16 protein-coding genes and 1 tRNA gene are annotated in these 17,590 nt (G+C 65.0%); 10 read left to right on the top strand and 7 right to left on the bottom strand.

Going from position 1 to position 17,590, the window contains the following annotated elements:
• Positions 1-25 precede the first annotated feature (25 nt).
• The 3 genes from WJS89_RS06395 (at position 26) to WJS89_RS06385 (ending at position 2,459) form a co-directional block, all read left to right on the top strand.
• Complete coding sequence (locus tag WJS89_RS06395) at positions 26-1,825, top strand: aminopeptidase P family protein (RefSeq protein WP_346340118.1); 1,800 nt, start codon at positions 26-28, stop codon at positions 1,823-1,825.
• Positions 1,822-2,202, top strand: a complete 381-nt coding sequence (locus WJS89_RS06390; protein ID WP_346340117.1) for a cupin domain-containing protein — start codon at positions 1,822-1,824, stop codon at positions 2,200-2,202. Before WJS89_RS06395 ends, WJS89_RS06390 begins: the two co-directional genes overlap by 4 nt.
• Before the next feature lie 182 nt (positions 2,203-2,384).
• A tRNA-Thr gene (locus WJS89_RS06385) sits at positions 2,385-2,459 on the top strand.
• A 10-nt stretch (positions 2,460-2,469) separates the two neighbouring features.
• On the opposite strand, the gene WJS89_RS06380 is transcribed toward WJS89_RS06385, so the two are convergent.
• Both WJS89_RS06380 and WJS89_RS06375 read right to left on the bottom strand, forming a co-directional pair.
• Positions 2,470-2,997, bottom strand: coding sequence for a hypothetical protein (locus tag WJS89_RS06380; RefSeq protein ID WP_346340116.1), 528 nt, complete (start codon positions 2,995-2,997; stop codon positions 2,470-2,472).
• A 63-nt stretch (positions 2,998-3,060) separates the two neighbouring features.
• Complete coding sequence (locus WJS89_RS06375) at positions 3,061-3,555, bottom strand: hypothetical protein (RefSeq protein WP_346340115.1); 495 nt, start codon at positions 3,553-3,555, stop codon at positions 3,061-3,063.
• Positions 3,556-3,699: 144 nt separating this feature from the next.
• Between WJS89_RS06375 and WJS89_RS06370 the strand changes: the two genes are divergently transcribed.
• Genes WJS89_RS06370 through WJS89_RS06345 form a run of 6 tightly spaced genes read left to right on the top strand, consistent with a single transcriptional unit; the run spans position 3,700 to position 8,795 of the window.
• Complete coding sequence (locus WJS89_RS06370; protein WP_346340114.1) at positions 3,700-4,092, top strand: DUF202 domain-containing protein; 393 nt, start codon at positions 3,700-3,702, stop codon at positions 4,090-4,092.
• A 10-nt stretch (positions 4,093-4,102) separates the two neighbouring features.
• On the top strand, positions 4,103-4,330 hold the full coding sequence (locus tag WJS89_RS06365; RefSeq protein WP_346340113.1) for a hypothetical protein: 228 nt from the start codon (positions 4,103-4,105) through the stop codon (positions 4,328-4,330).
• Positions 4,331-4,364: 34 nt separating this feature from the next.
• A complete protein-coding gene (gene hmgA, locus WJS89_RS06360; RefSeq protein ID WP_431993797.1) occupies positions 4,365-5,666 on the top strand; it encodes a homogentisate 1,2-dioxygenase in 1,302 nt (433 codons plus the stop codon).
• Positions 5,656-6,951, top strand: a complete 1,296-nt coding sequence (gene fahA / locus WJS89_RS06355; RefSeq protein WP_346340112.1) for a fumarylacetoacetase — start codon at positions 5,656-5,658, stop codon at positions 6,949-6,951. The genes hmgA and fahA overlap by 11 nt, the downstream gene beginning before the upstream one ends.
• Complete coding sequence (locus WJS89_RS06350; protein ID WP_346340111.1) at positions 6,948-7,421, top strand: DUF4126 family protein; 474 nt, start codon at positions 6,948-6,950, stop codon at positions 7,419-7,421. Before fahA ends, WJS89_RS06350 begins: the two co-directional genes overlap by 4 nt.
• Before the next feature lie 45 nt (positions 7,422-7,466).
• A complete protein-coding gene (locus WJS89_RS06345) occupies positions 7,467-8,795 on the top strand; it encodes an ABC1 kinase family protein (protein WP_346340110.1) in 1,329 nt (442 codons plus the stop codon).
• Here WJS89_RS06345 and WJS89_RS06340 read toward each other — a convergent pair.
• The 4 genes from WJS89_RS06340 to WJS89_RS06325 all read right to left on the bottom strand — a co-directional run bounded on the left by WJS89_RS06340 (position 8,792) and on the right by WJS89_RS06325 (position 13,440).
• Positions 8,792-9,739, bottom strand: a complete 948-nt coding sequence (locus WJS89_RS06340) for a ketopantoate reductase family protein (protein ID WP_346340109.1) — start codon at positions 9,737-9,739, stop codon at positions 8,792-8,794. The genes WJS89_RS06345 and WJS89_RS06340 overlap by 4 nt on opposite strands.
• Before the next feature lie 65 nt (positions 9,740-9,804).
• Positions 9,805-11,115 (bottom strand): sugar MFS transporter, encoded by a 1,311-nt coding sequence (locus tag WJS89_RS06335; protein ID WP_346340108.1) that lies wholly within the window; start codon positions 11,113-11,115, stop codon positions 9,805-9,807.
• Positions 11,116-11,206: 91 nt separating this feature from the next.
• Positions 11,207-12,403: an MFS transporter gene (locus tag WJS89_RS06330; protein WP_346340107.1), complete on the bottom strand. Its 1,197-nt coding sequence runs from the start codon at positions 12,401-12,403 to the stop codon at positions 11,207-11,209.
• Positions 12,400-13,440 (bottom strand): LacI family DNA-binding transcriptional regulator, encoded by a 1,041-nt coding sequence (locus WJS89_RS06325; protein WP_346340106.1) that lies wholly within the window; start codon positions 13,438-13,440, stop codon positions 12,400-12,402. Before WJS89_RS06325 ends, WJS89_RS06330 begins: the two co-directional genes overlap by 4 nt.
• Before the next feature lie 111 nt (positions 13,441-13,551).
• Between WJS89_RS06325 and WJS89_RS06320 the strand changes: the two genes are divergently transcribed.
• The gene (locus WJS89_RS06320; RefSeq protein WP_346340105.1) at positions 13,552-15,960 is read left to right on the top strand and encodes a glycoside hydrolase family 3 protein; all 2,409 of its coding nucleotides are present in this window, start codon (positions 13,552-13,554) and stop codon (positions 15,958-15,960) included.
• Positions 15,961-15,981: 21 nt separating this feature from the next.
• Here the strand turns inward: WJS89_RS06320 and WJS89_RS06315 are convergent, their stop codons facing one another.
• Positions 15,982-17,484, bottom strand: coding sequence for a tryptophan halogenase family protein (locus WJS89_RS06315; RefSeq protein ID WP_346340104.1), 1,503 nt, complete (start codon positions 17,482-17,484; stop codon positions 15,982-15,984).
• Positions 17,485-17,590: the final 106 nt, after the last annotated feature.

Raw genomic sequence — 17,590 nt, 5'->3', positions numbered from 1 at the left:
AAATTCGACGAACGAGGATGATGAGATGAGTACCCACGAAGACCGGCTGAAGGCCCTGCGCACGCAATTGAAGGACGACAATCTGGACGGGTTCGTGGTGCCGCTGACCGATGAACATATGAGCGAATATGTCGGCAGTTATGCGCAGCGGCTGGCATGGCTGACCGGGTTCGACGGGTCGGCGGGCGCGGCGGCGGTGCTTCCCGAAGAAGCGGCGATCTTCACCGACGGGCGCTACACCATCCAGGTGCGCGAGCAGGTCGACGGCGACCTGTTCGCCTACGAAAGCGTTCCCGACACCTCGATCGCAGCATGGTTGCAGAAGCATGCTCCCGAAGGCGGGCGGATCGGTTATGATCCGTGGCTGCACACCCGCGCCTGGGTCAAGCAGGCAACAAAGAGCCTCGCCGCGCGCGGCGCCGAGCTGGTCGCGGTCGAGCGCAATCCCATCGATGCCGTATGGTCGGGACGTCCCGAACCCTCCAAGGCGCATCTCGTCAGCTATGACGACGCACTGGCCGGCAAATCGTCCGCACAGAAGCGCACCGACATCGCCGCGACACTCGAGGAGCATCATGCCGACGCCGCGGTGCTGGCAGCGCTCGATAGCATCGCCTGGACGTTCAACGTGCGCGGTGCGGACGTCGACCACACCCCCGTCGCGCTCGCCTATGCGATCGTCCACAAGGATGCCACGGCCGATCTCTTCATCGAGGGGGAGAAATTGTCGGACGAGGTCAAGCGTCACCTCGGCAACGGGGTGCGCGTCCACGAGCGCGATGCGTTCGAAGGCTTTCTCGCCAGCGCGGACATGAAGGGCAAGGCCGTGATCGTCGATCCCGAACGCTCGGTGGCGGCGATTCCTCAGGCATTGGATGCCGCGGGTGCCAAGATCATCGAGGCACGCGATCCCGCCGTGCTTCCCAAGGCCATCAAGAACGAGGCCGAGATTTCAGGACATCGCTCCGCGCAGGAGCGCGACGGGGCGGTGATCTCGAAATTCCTCAAATGGCTCGAGGAGGAAGCCCCCAAGGGCGAACAGGACGAACTGTCGGTCGCGGCCAAGCTCTATGAACTGCGCGAGGCGACGGGCAAGCTGAAGGATACCAGCTTCGACACCATCTCGGGCAGCGGCCCGCACGGCGCGCTTCCCCATTATCGTGTCAACGAAGACAGCAACCGTCGGCTGGAGAACAACGAGATCTATCTCGTGGACTCGGGCGGGCAATATCTCGACGGCACCACCGACATCACGCGGACCGTCATCGTCGGCACGCCGACCGCCGAGCAGATCGATCGCTATACGCGGGTGCTGAAGGGCCACATCGCCATCGACACCTGCCGCTGGCCGGCCGGCATCACCGGCGGCCGCCTCGACAGTTTCGCGCGGCAGTTCCTCTGGCAGGTCGGCCTCGACTATGGCCACGGCACCGGCCACGGCGTCGGCGCATTCCTCGCGGTGCACGAGGGTCCGCAGCGGATTTCCCCGCCGGGCGGTGCCTATGCGGGTACGGAAGAACCGCTCCGCGAAGGCATGATCCTTTCCAACGAGCCCGGCTACTACAAGGCGGGCGAATATGGCATGCGGATCGAGAATCTCGTGCTCGTCGTGAAGGTCGGCGAGACCGACGACGGCACCGACATCCTCGGTTTCGAGACGCTCACCTTCGCGCCGCTCGACCGCCGGCTGATCGATGTCGACATGCTCAGCCCCGCCGAGCGCCAGTGGGTCGACGACTATCATGCCAAAGTGATGGAAAAGATCGGTCCGCAGCTCGAGGGCGAGGAGCTCGACTGGCTGAAAGGCCAGTGCGCTGCCCTGTGAAGCACAAGCTTGCCGACGCGCCGATCCACCTTTCCAAGGGGGGCGGCGCGTCGGTGATGGACGCCATCTCCGGCATGGACTGGTACGAAAACTATGCGGCCCGCACCCGATCCGACGGGGTTGACGGGCGACTGGTCAGCGAGTTCGCGATGGACGGCGACTGGGACCATTGGGAGATGCACCCCGACGGGTCGGAGATCGTCTACTGCCTGTCGGGGCGCTTTCGTCTCCATCAGGAGAATGCGGGCGCCACCGACCTTGAGCCTGGCGACTATGCAGTGAACGCGGCGGGGGTGTGGCACACCGCCGACGTGATCGAGCCGGGGCGCGCCTTGTTCATTACCGTCGGGCAGGGAACGCAGCACAAACCGCGCTAGTCGCGGCGGGTTTTTTCTTCGGACTGCTCCTTCGCCTGCCCCTTGCGGCGGCGAAGGTTGGCGCGCAGCGCTTCGGCGAGGCGTTTCGCCTTTTCCTCTTTGGATTCGCTCATGGCCACGCTTCTAGTCGCTTGACAGAATCATGCGCAATGGCGATAGGCCGCGCCACTTCCGCTAGCGATGCTGCCGTAGCTCAGGGGTAGAGCACTCCCTTGGTAAGGGAGAGGCCGAGAGTTCAAATCTCTCCGGCAGCACCAGCGGGCTTCCTCATCCCTCGTCGAGATCGCCTTCTCGGATGCCGCCGATGACGGTCATGATCGTCTGGTAGACGCTCGATACGGTCATTGCGAGGCTGGCGAGCACCAATACCGTCATTCCGAACATGATGTTGAAGAGGATCCCGAACCAGTTGGTCGGGATCTCGTCATATTCGCCGATCGGAAAGACCATCAGCAGAAGCAGCAGAAGGCTAAGCATCAGCGCAAGCGTCGCGAAACGCGAAATGCGCTTCACGAGCAGGCTCAAGCGGTCGTCGAAGCTGATCGTATCCGAATTGTTGATCATGCCGAGCAGCGTCAGCATGAGTGCGAGAATGGTGGCGGAGGATCCTGCACCGGTCGAGGCGAGATAAAGCCCGCTGTCGGTCAGCGAATCGATGAGGTCGCGTGCCTGGGCGCCCGAATAGACCGCGCCGACCGCAATCCACGCTCCAATGCCCAATACGCAGAAGAAGATGAAGGTGAGCCAATTCCACGTCGTGGGCGGAACGCTGGCAATCTCGGAAATGGGTTTCATGGTCTCCCCCGCAGATCAGTCTCGTCGCAGCCGCCAACGGGTCGGGACGGTGCCGCGTTCCGATCAGATATCGTCGCTGGGGGTGATGGCGCGGATCACGGAGCGAAGCGTGGAATAGAGGAGGACGGCAGTGGCGGAGAGCAGCGCGATCACCAGAACGGTCAGGCCGAACAATAAATCATAGAGCCGCATGAACCAGTTGGCGGGCATTTTCTCGAACTCACCGATCGGGAAGACGAGCGCGAGCAGGAGCGTGAGGCTGGCGAGCAGCGAAACGATCGAAAGCTGGGAGACGCGATCGACCGACTGCCATACCGGCTGGTCGAAGTCCGTATCGACCTTGCGGATCATCCCAGTGAGCGTCAGCATCAGGGCGATGATCGTCGCTGAGGCGGTCGCGGCGGCGGATCCCAGATACAGCCCCGAATCGGTGAGCGAATTCATCAGGTCGAGCGCCTCGCCCGTCGAATAGACGGTGCCGATCGCCCAGCGCGCAAGGACGCCCAGAAGAACGAAAACGACGAATACCGAAAGACTGGCGCGATACCGTTTGAGCATGTCAGGCATATGGACATAAGGATGTACCGAACGCCAGTGTTCCGGCCTGTCGGACTGATCGATATCAGTCCCGCCCGCGGCACGCCTTTACGGCACAGCCCCGAACCGACAAGATGCGCACTCACCCAAACGACAGGATGGTACATGGTCGGAGAAACCAAGGCGGCAGACCGCTCGAGCCACGAGCTTGCCGAGGATCGCACCGATCTTGCCGAGGATCGCACCATCATGGCGGTCGAACGCACGATGGCGAGCTGGATGGGCTCTGGCATGGGGATGATTGGCCTCGGGCTAGGTCTCCGCGCATTGTTCGGCGCCTTCGAACCAAGCTGGGTCGCCAAGGCGATGGCGACCTTCTTCATGGTCATGGCGATCATCATCGTGCAGTCGGCCAAGAACCGCATGTGCAAGGCCATCGCGCGCATGAGCCCCAGTTGGGTCGATGCGCCCAACACGCGCGGAATGATGCTGGTCGCCTACGGCATTTCCGCGGGCGCGGTGCTGGTGGGCGTGGGCATCTGGTTCTTTTTCGAATAGGGTCGACAAGATGAGCGATGACGAGATGATCGACGACGGCAGCCGCCCCGGTTTCGGGATCGCGCTCGTGATCCTGTTCGCCGCGATCTTCCTGATGGTCGTCTTCCTGTTCCGCAACGAACTGGGCATCCCCATTCCCGACGTGTCGGTTTCGCAGCCCGAGAGCATTCCCGAGGGCGCTATATCGGTTGCGGACCAGCGGGCCGCGGACAGAGCGGAGACGCCGTCCCCCCGTTGACAGGAACGCTGCCGCGTCCCACCCGTTCGCCCCCATGAACGGAGGACGCATGGGGCTCGACTATCTCACCGGCCTGGGAGGGCATTTCGAAAGCGAGGCGCGGAAAAGCGCCTTGCCGGTCGGGCGCAACAGTCCGCAGCGACCCGCATTCGGTCTCTATGCCGAACAATTGTCGGGCAGCGCCTTCACCATGCCCCGTACGGAGAACCGCCGCAGCTGGCTCTACCGGATGCGCCCAACGGCGGACCATCCGCCTTATGAGCGCTACGATGGCAATCCACGGCTGACCGCGCAGGGCTCGGACGCGCCGCTCGCCCCCAACCGCCTGCGCTGGGACCCGCCCGAACTGGCTGCGGGCAAGGACTTCATCGACGGCCTGGCGACGATGCTTTGCACACGCGACCCCGCCGATCTCGAGGGCGTGGCCATGCATCATTACCGCGCCGATGTTTCGATGACCGACCGCAGCTTCATGGATGCGGACGGGGACCTTTTGTTCCTCCCGCAGGACGGCGCGCTGCTTCTGGTCACCGAACTCGGCCGGCTCGATGTCCCGCCGGGGCATATCGCGCTGGTACCGCGGGGGATCCGCTTCCGTGTCGAAGTGCCCGAGGGCGGCGCGCGCGGCTATGTCGCGGAAAATTACGGTGCGCCCTTCCGACTGCCCGACTTGGGACCGATCGGCGCCAACGGGCTCGCCGCACCGCGCGATTTCGAGCATCCGGTCGCTGCCTTCGAGGACGTCGAGGGCGATCACCAGCTCGTCCAGAAATCCATGGGGCATCTATGGGCGACGAGGATCGACCATTCGCCTCTCGACGTGGTGGCGTGGCACGGCAATTATGCACCGTGGCGCTACGATCTGTCGCGGTTCAATACGTTGGGGACGGTCAGTTTCGACCATCCCGACCCTTCGATCTTCACCGTGCTGACCAGTCCCTCGCATATGGAAGGGCGCGCCAACGCCGATTTCGTCATCTTTCCGCCGCGCTGGATGGTGGCGGAGGATACGTTCCGGCCGCCCTGGTTCCACCGCAACGTCATGAGCGAGGCGATGGGACTGATCCACGGCGCCTACGATGCCAAGGCCGACGGTTTCTCGCCGGGCGGGCTGTCGCTCCACAATCTGATGAGTGGGCACGGGCCTGATGTCGAGACGTGGCGCAAGGCGAGCGAGGCGGAGCTCGAACCGCACAAGATCGACGGCACGCTGGCCTTCATGGTCGAGACGTGCTGGCCCTATCGACCGACCGATTTCGCGCTCTCGTGCGCGCAACCCGATTATGACGAGGCCTGGAAAGGCTTCCCCAAAGCAGAGGTACCCGATGCAGATTGACGCCACCCATTCGCCCGAACTGAAATGCTGGGTCGCGGGGGCCGACGGCCATCCCGACTGGCCCGTGCAGAACCTTCCCCTCGGCGTTTTCACGCTGCGCGATAGCGAGCCGCGCATCGGCACCGCGATCGGTGATCATATCCTCGACCTCGACGCGCTGGCGGACACCGACCTGCTCGACGAAGACTGGCGCGAAGCGCTCAAGGAGCCGACGCTCAACGCCTTCTTCGCCCTGGGTGCGGAAGCGATGCAGGGGCTACGCGAGACGCTGTCGAAACTGCTGACCGACGAGGCGCATCGTGGCGACGTCGAGCCGCATCTAATCGCGATGGCGGACGCGGAGATGCAACTTCCCGCGCACGTCGGGGACTTCACCGACTTTTACGTCGGAATTCACCACGCCAACAATGTCGGCAGCCTGTTTCGCCCCGACAATCCGTTGCTGCCCAACTACAAGCATATTCCGATCGGCTATCACGGTCGTGCCAGCTCGGTGCGCGTGTCGGGTCATCCGGTCGTGCGACCCACTGGGCAGAAGAAGCCTGCCGAAGAGGGCGGCGCGCCGACCCGCAGCCCGTCCGCCCGGCTCGATTACGAACTCGAAATGGGGATCTGGATCGGCGAGGGCAATGCGCTGGGCGACCCCATTCCTGTCGGCGAGGCGGAGCAGCATATCGCGGGCTATTGCCTGTTGAACGATTGGTCGGCGCGCGATCTGCAGGCATGGGAATATCAGCCACTGGGGCCGTTCCTCGCCAAGAGTTTTCTCAGCACGGTCAGCCCGTGGGTGGTTACACCGCAGGCACTGGCGCCATTCATGTCCAGCGACACGGCGCGCACCGAAGCCGACCCCGAACCCCTCGATTACCTCAAGGGCGGACCGGAAAAATCGGCGCTCGGGATCAAGCTCGAAGTCTTGCTGTCCACGAAAAAGATGCGCGAGGCGGGCGAGGAGCCGCACGTGCTGAGCGAAGGCGACGCGGCAAGCGCGATGTATTGGTCCTCCGCCCAGATCGTGACGCATCATGCGTCCAACGGCTGCAATCTCCAGCCGGGCGATCTCATCGGTACGGGCACGCTTTCGACCGAAGACGCCAAGGGCTACGGCTCGCTGCTCGAACTCTCGAACGGCGGCAAGCAGACGATCGAGCTTCCCAACGGCGAGACGCGCACGTTCCTCGAGGACGGCGATGATGTGACGCTGCGGGCGTGGTGCGAGGCCGAGGGCGCGGCGCGTATCTCGCTCGGCCAATGTTCGGGCCGCGTTCTGGCCGCGCGGGGATGATCCTCCTCCTTCTCCTGGCTGCCGCGGTCGGTTTCCTCACTGGCGCGCGGACGTTTGTCCCGATCGCGATTGTGGCATTCGCGGCGACCTATGGGTGGCTCGACCTCACGGGTACCGGGCTGGGATGGCTCGGGAATGTTGCCCCCGTGGCAATCCTCATCCTGCTGGCGATGGGAGAGTTGTACGGTGACAAACAACCCGACGCGGGGAACCGGACGAACCGGGTTGCCCTCGTCGGACGGATCGCGGTCGGTGCGCTGGCGGGCGCGGCGCTCGCGTTGGGCGCACAGGCAGGCGCGTCCGGTCCGGCCGCCGCGGTCGCGGGCGGTGTCGGCGCAGCAATCGGCACCTGCCTTACCTTCCGCGCTCGGGCCGGACTGATCGAGCGGCATGGGCGGATCGCGGGCGCACTCATAGAGGATGCATTCGTTACCCTGGCGACCTGCTGCATCGTCTGGGCCGTGGCCTAAAAGACGGGATGGGAATGCGGCATCGCGCTTCCCACTTGGGTATCGATGAGTAACGGGGACAAACGCGAACGCGCCGTTCCTGCGGGCCGTGCAGCCCGCATCGGCCAATTTACCAGGCTGGGCGCAGGTGTCGTCGGCGGGATGATCGGCGAGGGTGCGCGGCGTCTGTCCCGCGGCGAGGGGCTCAGCGCGCGGGACCTCATGCTGACGCCGGGAAATATTGCGCGCGTCACCGAGCGCTTGTCGCACCTTCGCGGTGCGGCAATGAAGCTGGGGCAGATGATCTCGATGGACGCGGGCGACATGCTTCCGCCCGAACTGGCGCAAATCCTTTCGCGGCTGCGTGACCAGGCGCATCGGATGCCGCCGCAGCAGTTGAATATGTTGCTGAAAGCACAATGGGGCGAGGACTGGCGGCGTCGCTTTCGCCGCTTCGAACCGACGCCGATGGCCGCCGCCTCGATCGGACAGGTGCATCGCGCGGTGCTTCCCGACGGCCGCGAGCTTGCCATCAAGATCCAGTATCCGGGGGTCGCCCAGTCGATCGACAGCGATGTCGACAATGTGGCGACGCTGCTGCGCGTGTCGGGTCTATTGCCCAAAGAGCTCGATATCGCACCGCTGCTCGACGCCGCGAAGGAGCAACTGCACGAGGAGGCAGACTACGAACGCGAGGCACGCGAACTGGTCGCCTACGCCGAGCGGTTGGCGGGAGATGCGCGCTACGTCCTTCCCGAGATGGTGTCCGAACTGACGACGCCGCAAATCCTCGCCATGACCTATGTGGAGGGCGTACCGATCGAGCGCCTTGCAGGCGAGCCGCAGGACGTGCGCGACAGCGTGATGGGAGAGCTCATCGAACTGGTGTTGCGCGAACTCTTCGAATTCGGGGTGATGCAGACGGACCCCAACTTCGCCAATTACCGCTTCCAGCCCGCAACCGGGCGGCTGGTGCTGCTCGACTTCGGCGCGACCCGCGCTCTCGGCGATTCCATCGTTTCTGCCTATGCCGACGTGCTGCGAGCGGTCCGCTCGCATGACCGGCAGGGCGTGATCCACGCGGCGCTCGCGGCGGGTTTCCTCAACGAGGCGGCGGCAACCCGCCATGCCGACCGGATCGGCGCGATGATCGATGTCATCCTGCGCGAGTTCGACGGCGAAGGACCGTTCGACTTCGGCGACCGCGCGTTCGTGGGTGGCCTGCGCGAGGATGGGATGCGCATCGCCGAGGACCGCGCGTCCTGGCATCTGCCGCCACCCGAGACACTGTTCGTCCAGCGCAAGATTTCGGGCACCGCTTTGCTCGCGGCCAATCTCAAGGCGCGGGTCGAGGTGCGCCCGATGATCGATGCTGCACTTCGGGCGCGGAGCTAGGCGAGCCCCTGGTCGAGCACCCGGGTCAGCCCGAGGATCGTGTCGATAAACGGCGTCTCGATGCCGTGCTGGCGTGCGATGGAGCGAGGCGCGGCGACGAGTGCTTTCCATTCCAGAGGGCGTCCGGCTTCGAGGTCCTGGAGCATCGAGGTCTTGAAGACGCCGAGCGTGCGCGCGACGTCGAGCCGCGCTTCGACGCTTTCGCTAATCGGGCAGCCGATCGCCTCGCCGATGGTGCGGCACTCCTCCATCGCCCCGGTGATGAGCGACACGACATCCTCGTCGGCGAGCAGCCGGTCGACCGTTTCGCGGGTCAGCGCGCTGATCGGATTGAGCGTCAGGTTGCCCCATAGCTTGTACCAAATGTCCGAGCGGATATGGTCGCTCTGCTGGGCGGGGACGCCTGCGTCTCGGAACATGCTGACCAGGTCGATGACGCGCTGCGACACCGCACCGCCTGGTTCGCCGAGCAGGAGCGTGTCGGCCTTCTTGATGCGGATCCAGTCGCCTTTGCGGTCGACGCTGGCATGGACCACGTTGCCGATCACCTGCCCGCGCGGCACCGAATGAAGCACCGAGCCGACGGGGTCGATGTCGGCGACGGGCTTGTCGCCCATGAACCAGAAGGGAACGCCATTCTGCAGCGGCAGGACGAGCGTATGATCATCGCTGTTGGCGGCGATCAGCGGCGCGACCTGCTGGAGATACATCGCCTTCACCGCGACGAGCAGAATGTCGGGCTTGGGCGCCAGTTCGGAAAGGACGGGCAGCTTGACGCGGCTTTCCTCGCCGTTCTCGACAAGGACGATGATCTCATCGTGCGTGTCGCGGCGCCTCTCTTCACGCAGGATCGCGACGTCGTGACCCGCAGCCTTCAATCGCCCGCCCAGCCAGCAGCCGATCGAACCCGCACCGATCAATCCAATATATTTCTTGTCGCTCATTCACGCCCGCCTGACTGTTCGAACATCAAAGTCAGGCGGGCGCGGGGAGTTCCGTCGAACGGCGATTAGAGCGCTGCGCCCTCCGCCGGGCGGCGGGCATACAGACCGAAGCCCGCGATGATCGCGTAGCAGACGATCGGTAGCGCCAGCGCCACGCGCAGGCTGCCCGAGGCGTCGGCAATGACCCCGAAAAGGAGCGGAACCACGGCACCGCCGAAGATGGCGATGTTGATGATGCCCGATCCGTCGGCCGCGCGGCTGCCGAGCTTTTCGCAGGCGAGGCTGAAGATCGTCGGGAACATGATCGAGTTCATCAGGCCGACGGCGAGCAGCGAATAGGCTGCGACCTCGCCGCTCGTGTTGGCCGAGATCAGGATGAGCGCGATCGCGCCCAGCGCATTGAACATCAGGATCTTGCCGGGCGAGAAGACCCGCAGCAGCCCCGAGCCGATGAAGCGGCCGACCATCGCGCCGCCCCAGTAGAGGCTGATCAGCTTTCCGGCCTCGCTCTCGGGCAGGTTGAGGACGTCGGCCTGCATCAGATAGTTGACGATGATCGAGCCGATCGCGACTTCCGCGCCCACGTAGAGGAAGATGCACAATGCACCGTAGCCGAAGCGCGTGCGCTTGATGAGGTCGAAACCCGCCAGCCCCGACGAAGGCGAATGCTGCTCGCCCTTCAGCCGGTTGCGGAACATCCACACCGCCAGCGCCACGACCGCGATCATCGCGGCGAGCCCGAGATAGCCTTTCCAGATCGCCGCGCTCTCGGCCTGGCGATATTGTTGCAGCTCGACGCCCGACAATTGATCGGCGGTTACCGTCGCAAGGCTGCCCAGGATGACGATCGCGCCCACGTAGGGGAAAACCGTCGTGCCTAGCGAGTTGAACGCCTGCGCGAAGGTGAGGCGGCTGTGCGCGGTCTTCTGCGGGCCGAGCAGGCTAATGAGCGGGTTGGCGACGACCTGTACGATGACGACCCCGCTCGCGAGCACGAATAGCGCGAACAGGAAAATGCCGTAGGTGGCGGTCTGGCTTGCGGGGATGAAGAGGAGGCAGCCGACCATCATGGTCACGAGCCCCGCCACCGCGCCGCGCATGTAGCCGATCTTCTTGACCAGCTTGGCACCCGGGATCCCGATGACGAGATAGGCGGTGAAGAAGCAGAACTGCACCAGCATCGCCTGCGTGTAGTTGAGCGTGAACAGTTCCTTCAGCTTGGGGATGATGACGTCGTTCAGCGACGTGATGCCGCCGAAGATGAAGAAGAGCGCGAAGACGAAATAGTTGAGCCCCGGCGCGTCGATGCCGGCATCGTTCTCGATCGCCGGACGCGGATCGGTGCTGCTCGCGGCATCGGGTGTCACACTGACCATCGGACATTCCTCCCCAAGAAAACGGTCTGATTAAGAGGCAGCGTGAACGATCACATCGCGCCCGTCCATCCTTTTGTGGGAGGGTCCCCGATCAGTCGATCGAGCGGATGCGGGCGACCGCGATTGCCGAAACGATCGCGGCGACAGAACCGAGCCCCAGCAGGAGCCGGAGCGACGAGCCCTCCAGCATCGTCTGGGCGAACGCGAGGGCAAGCGCGGGAGCGATGATCGCGGGAAGCGTATTGGTGAGGTTCATGAGTCCGAGCAGCGCGCCCCGGTTGGCACGCGCCGCAACGATCTGCGCAACCATGGCGCTGTCCACCGACAGGAAGGCGGTCAACCCGGCGGTGAAAAGCGCATAGGCGATAATGATGAGTGGCCAAGAGGGTGCGAGGGCGAGACAGGCGAGCGCCGCGGCAACGAGCAGCGCGGACAGGATCAGCGGTTGCCGCCTGCGCCGTATCCGGTCGCTGAGGCGCCCCGCCGCCAGTCCCGCTCCGATGGCGATCAGATTGGCGAGGAAGGTCAGCCATCCAACGGCGGACGACGTGTCGCCCGCCCCGAAGCCTGCGGCGCTCGATGCGACCGTGTCGACATAGAGGAAAAGATAACCAAGGAGGCTGGCGGCGCCCAGTTGGACGAGCAAGCGCGCTATCCACGCCATGGCAAAGTCTCCCCGCAACAGATCGAAGCGCAGGGGGGCCGCCAGGGTCTCGTTCGAGGGCGGGGCGGGCGGCCAGCGAACCAGCAGTGGCAGGAACAAGAGGGCGATCGAAACCGCAACCAGCGCGAACGGCCAGAGCGCGTCACGATTGCCGAGCCAGCCCAAGGCGCTGATCCCGAAGCCCGCGATCGGCAAGGCCATGTTGAGCCCGCCGGCGACGAGGCCCTTGCGGGCGTCGGGAACATGGTCGGCCAGCAGGACGCCCATCGGTGCGAACATGATGTTGAAGGCAAGCTGGAAGGCGATGAGCGCGACAAGGAGTGCCACTGCGCTCATCGCGGTGGCGAGCAGGACGTAGCTTGCCAGCACCGCACCGAGCCCGAGCGCGATGAGCCCGCGACGGTCGCCCGCTGCGGCGAACCAACGATCGCTCCAGTGCCCCGCCGCGATGTTGGCGAGGCTGGCAGTGACGCCGCCGACCAGCAGCAACACGGAAAGTAGGGTCAGCGGGTCGGCGGGCGCGACCGCCTCGACCCGGCGTGGAAGGAGCAGGACGAGAAGGGGAAGGAAAGCAAGGAACGCGCCGACATTGGCGAGAATGTAGCGGCGCTCGAAGCCGTTCACCGCGGAGCCGGCCCCGTCGTCTCGCGCTCGACCAATGTGAAAGGCTCGATATGCACACCCGCGATCTTCTCGCCTTCGGCGGCGTCCATCAGCAGTTCGCTGGCCTTGGCAATGAGCGCGGCGGTCGGTTGGCGAACGGCGGTCAGCGGCGGCATGGCGAAGCGCACCCCCGGCGTATCCTCGAAGCAGAGCAACGACAGCTGCGCGGGGATTTCGACGCTGTGGCGGCGCGCGGCATGCATGACCCCGAAGGCCATCTCGTCATTGTCGGCGATGATCGCGGTCGGGAAGTCGTCGCTGGCGAACCACTGGCGGGCAATCTGCTCGGCGCGGTCGAAGGCAAAGCCGCCTTCTTCGATGCGCGGCGCGATTCCCGCTTCGCTCGCGGCCGCGGCGTAGCCCTCGTTGCGCGCGACGCTCGTGCGATACCGCGGGTCGCCGGCAACGATCCCGATGTCGCGATGACCCAATGCGACGAGATGATCGATGACGGCGCGTCCCGCCGCGGCCTCGTCCATGTGGACACAGGGCGCATCGATGTGCTCGTGCGGCATGCCGATGCGTACGAACGGTCGCCCGCGCTCCTCGAGCATCCGGACGAGCGAGAGATTTTCGCTGTGCGGCTGCGTCAGGATGACACCGTCGGGGTGCAGGCTCGTCACGATGCGCTTGAGCTGCCGGACCGCCTCCTCGGTTTCGGTTTCGACGAGCTCGAACATCATGTGGAAGCCGCGCTCTTCGCAGGCGAGCATCCCGCCATAGAGCATCTGGTCGACCCAGTCGTTGCCGCGCCCCGCCGACCAGTTCTCGATCGTACGCGCGCGATCGTTGATGGCCATGATAAGGTAGGAACGCGCCCCGCCCATGCGCCGCGCCGCCATGTTGGGGACGTAGCCAAGATCGACAATCGCCTTATCGACGGCCTCGCGCGCGGCCGCGCTCACGCTCGACTGGCGGTTGATGACGCGGCTCACCGTCTGGCGCGACACGCCAGCCGCGCGCGCGACGTCCTCGATCGTGATGCCCTGCTTCTTCACCCAAGCTCCTTGATTGGCGCGCTTACCCCATCATGCGGGCTTTCGTCCATCATCCGATCTTGTGAACGCTCACAGTTTTGCTAGGCTCGGGGTAAGGAAGAGGAGAGATCAATGCGCCGCATCGCCACCGCCACGAGCCTGATGGCTCTTGCCCTGACTGCCTGCACGACCACCCCGTGCGAACGCGCCGCGAGGCTCGCCTCCGCGACCAGCGCGGCCCCGGTCGCCGCGCCGCAGGGCGTGACGGACGAGGATGCGATGGTCGCCGACCTGCTGTCTCGCATGAGCGTCGAGCGCAAGGTCGCGCAATTGATCCAGCCGCAGATCAACAGCTTCACGCCAGAGGACATGGAGCGCTACCGCTTCGGCTCCTACCTCAATGGCGGCAACGGCGGCCCTTACGGCGACGAGTTCGCACCCGCATCCGAATGGCTGCGCTACGCCGACGAAATGTACGACGCCTCGGTTCGCCCGACGGCGGGCGATGAACCCGTCATCCCCACCATGTGGGGGACGGACGCGGTGCACGGCCATACCAACGTCATCGGCGCCACGATCTTCCCGCACAATATCGGGCTTGGCGCCACACGCGATACCGACCTCGTGCGGCGCATCGGCGCCGCCACCGCGGTCGAGATCGAGGCGACCGGGATCGATTGGAATTTCTCGCCCACGGTGGCCGTCGCGCGCGACGACCGCTGGGGCCGCAGCTATGAAAGCTATTCGGAGGACCCTGCCGTCGTCGCGCGCATGGGCGCAGCGCTCGTCGAAGGCCTTCAGGGCCGCATCGGCGACGGCGAGCGACTCGGCCGGGGACATGTCATCGCCACCGCCAAGCATTTCTTCGGCGACGGCGGGACCGACCAGGGGGTCGACCAGGGCGACGTCAACATGGAGCTGGGCGCGCTGAAGTCGGTCCACGCCGTACCGTATCCCGCAGCCATCGCTGCGGGTGTGGAGACGATCATGGCGAGCTTCAACTCGGTCAACGGGCGCAAGATGCACGGCAACAAGCCGCTGCTCGACGACTATCTGCGCGGTGAACTCGGCTTCGACGGGGTCGTCGTCGGCGACTGGAACGGTCACGGACAGGTGGCCGGCTGCACGGTCACGGATTGTCCCCAGTCGCTCCTCGCAGGGCTCGATATCTACATGGTGCCCGACGACTGGAAGGGCCTCATGGACAATCTCGTAGCACAGGTGAACGACGGGACGGTCCCGATGGCGCGGCTCGACGAGGCCGCTGGCCGCGTGCTGCGCATGAAGCTGCGCGCGGGCATCCTCGGGCCCGATGCACAACGGCCCAGCGAGCGCGCCAATGCGGGAGATTATGCGAAGGTCGGCGGAGCGGCGCATCGCGCCCTCGCCCGTGAGGCGGTCGCCAAGAGTCAGGTCGTCCTCAAGAACGACAATCTGCTCCCGCTTCGGCCGGGTTCCAACGTGCTGGTCGCCGGGAGCGCGGCCGATTCGATTGCGCAGGCAGCGGGCGGGTGGACGCTGACGTGGCAGGGCGGGACCGAACTCGACAACGCCACTTATTTTCCCGGCGCGACCTCCATCTGGGCGGGCCTGTCGGAGATGGCGAATGCCGGTGGGGGTAGCGCCACGCTGTCGGCGGACGGCTCCTATGCAGAGCGCCCCGATGTCGCGGTCGTGGTCTTCGGGGAGGAACCCTATGCCGAATTTGCCGGCGACCGGAAGAACAAGGTCTTCGCCGACGAAGAGGGCCTCGAACTGCTGCGCCGCTATCGGTCGGACGGCATCCCCGCGGTGGCGGTCTTCCTTTCGGGGCGGCCGTTGTGGATGAACCGCGAGATGAACGCCTCGGACGCGTTCGTCGCAAGCTGGCTACCGGGTGGCGAGGGCGCAGGCGTCGCCGATGTGCTGTACGGTCGCATGCCCGCCACCGGGCGTCTGTCGTTCAGCTGGCCTTCGACCTGCGACGGCAGCCCCGTCAACGCGGGCGATAGCAACATTCTCTTCCCCGTCGGCTACGGCCTGTCGCTCGATGCGCCGAGCGCTGGCGGGATGCTCGACGAGGGGTGCGCGCTGCTCGAGGCGGCCTCCTCGGCCTGGTTCACCAACGGCAAGCTCGAGGACGGCGTCAGCGCCACCGCGGGTGCGGTCGCCTTGCCCAACCTCATCGGCTCCGCCAACGGGATCGTGGTACGCGGGGTCGACCGTGATCGGCAGGAAGATGCACGCGAGATCGTCTTCGCGCCCGACAGCCGCCTGTCGCTTTCGCAAAGCGGGCAGGGCGGCGGTGCGTACCGCATCGCCTACGAAGTCGAGACACCGCCCGCGGGGCCGGTCATGCTGATGGTCGGCGGCACGGAGATCGACATTCGCGAGCGGCTGGCGCTGAGCGCGGGCAAGGGCTGGCGCGAGATGATCATTACCGATGAATGCGCGCCGGGCCTCGGTGACACGCTGACGTTGCGTTCGGTGGCGCCGTTCCGGATGAAGATCTCCGCGATCGCCCGGCAGGAGGTGCCGCCCGAAACCGACTGCTCCTTCTAGAAACCTCGCGGGGCGGGCGCGTCAGCCCGCCTTTCGCGGCGCGGGGCAATAGGTCGACAGGTAGCGGTCGTGGGTCGGCATGGTGCCGACCGAATAGCGGATCGATTCATCGATCGCATTATATTCGCTGCGCAGTTTCGCGAGATCGATCGAATGCGCCATCGCGCTGGGTCGTCCGGGCGTGATGCCTTGATGGTACATGACCGCCGTCCAGCTCGTCTCGGTGAAGAGTTCGTCCTCCTCGCGCAGCACCTGGGCATTCAGCGTGAAGAGATCGATCTTCTCCTGGAGCGTGTCGGGGATGCTCATGTTGCGGCAGTAGTTCCAGAACTCGCTGTCGTCGCGCTTGGTCGCCTTGTAATGCAGGATCAGGAAATCCCGGATCCGCGCGAACTCCTTGCCCATGATACGGTTGAAGCTCGTTTCCTGCGCTTCGCTAATGCCATCGAGGCTGAGGATCCCCGCGACTTTCGAGATCGCGCTCTGGATGAGGTGGATCGACGTGGATTCGAGCGGCTCCATGAACCCGCCCGATAGCCCGATCGCGACGACATTCTTGTTCCAGAACTTCTTCCGGCGCCCGGTGACGAAGCGCAAATGGTTGGGCTCGGCCATCGTCTCGCCATCGACATTGTCGAGCAGGATCTGCGTCGCTTCGTCGGCGTCCATATATTGCGAACAATAGACGTGACCGTTGCCGTTCCTGAGTTGCAGCGGGACGCGCCACTGCCAGCCCGCCGAATGGGCGGTCGCGCGGGTATAGGGAAGCACTGTCCCGTCACCCGTCGTGGGGATGGCCACCGCACGGTCGCAGGGCAGCCAGTGGGTCCAGTCCTCGTAGCCCGTCTCGAGCGCCTGTTCGATGAGGAGACCGCGGAACCCCGAGCAATCGACGAAGAAATCGCCCTCGATCTCTTCTCCGTCTTCCATCTCGACCGCGCGGACAAAGCCGCTTTCGCCGTGCAGGTGCGAGGTCGCGATCTTTCCCTCGCGGCGCACGACGCCGCGCGCTTCCGCATAGCCGCGCAGGAATTTCGCGTAGGCGGTCGCGTCGATATGATAGGCGTAATTGACCGCCGGCAGTTCTTCGCTCTCCGACTGGTGGTGGAATTTGCGGTGCATCGCCGCCACCGTCTCGGGGCTGAACTGGTGCAGCGGTCGCGGATCGCCTGCCTGGCGATAGCGTAGCCACAGATCGTGAAACGACACGCTGTCCACCGCATAGCCATATTGGCCGAAGGGATGGAAATAGCTGTCGCCGACCGTTTCCCAGTTCACGAAGTGGATGCCGAGCTTGAAGCTGCCCTGCACCGCGGCCAGCAACTCGGCCTCGTCGATCCCGAGGCGGTTATTGAAGTCGATGAACGGCGGGATGGTCGCTTCGCCGACCCCGACCGTGCCGATCAGCTCGGATTCGACGAGCGTTATCTCGATCTGCCCGCTCTGCGCGAGACGCGACAGGGCGGCCGCTGCCATCCAGCCCGCGGTGCCGCCGCCGACGATCACGATCTTCTTGATGGCCATCGCTCATTCCCTCCCGACTGGCGGCGCTGTAACTTCGGTGCAACAGTGAAGCGCTCCACTCTACCCTAAGGCATCGCGAAATAAGGGAAAAGCAGCCATTTGTGAA

The sequence above is a fragment of the Sphingomicrobium aquimarinum genome, assembly GCF_039655735.1.
In the GTDB taxonomy this organism is placed as follows: Bacteria; Pseudomonadota; Alphaproteobacteria; order Sphingomonadales; family Sphingomonadaceae; genus Sphingomicrobium; species Sphingomicrobium aquimarinum.
The sequence above is the reverse complement of the archived record's forward strand: the minus strand, read 5'-3'. Positions and strand labels throughout refer to the sequence as shown.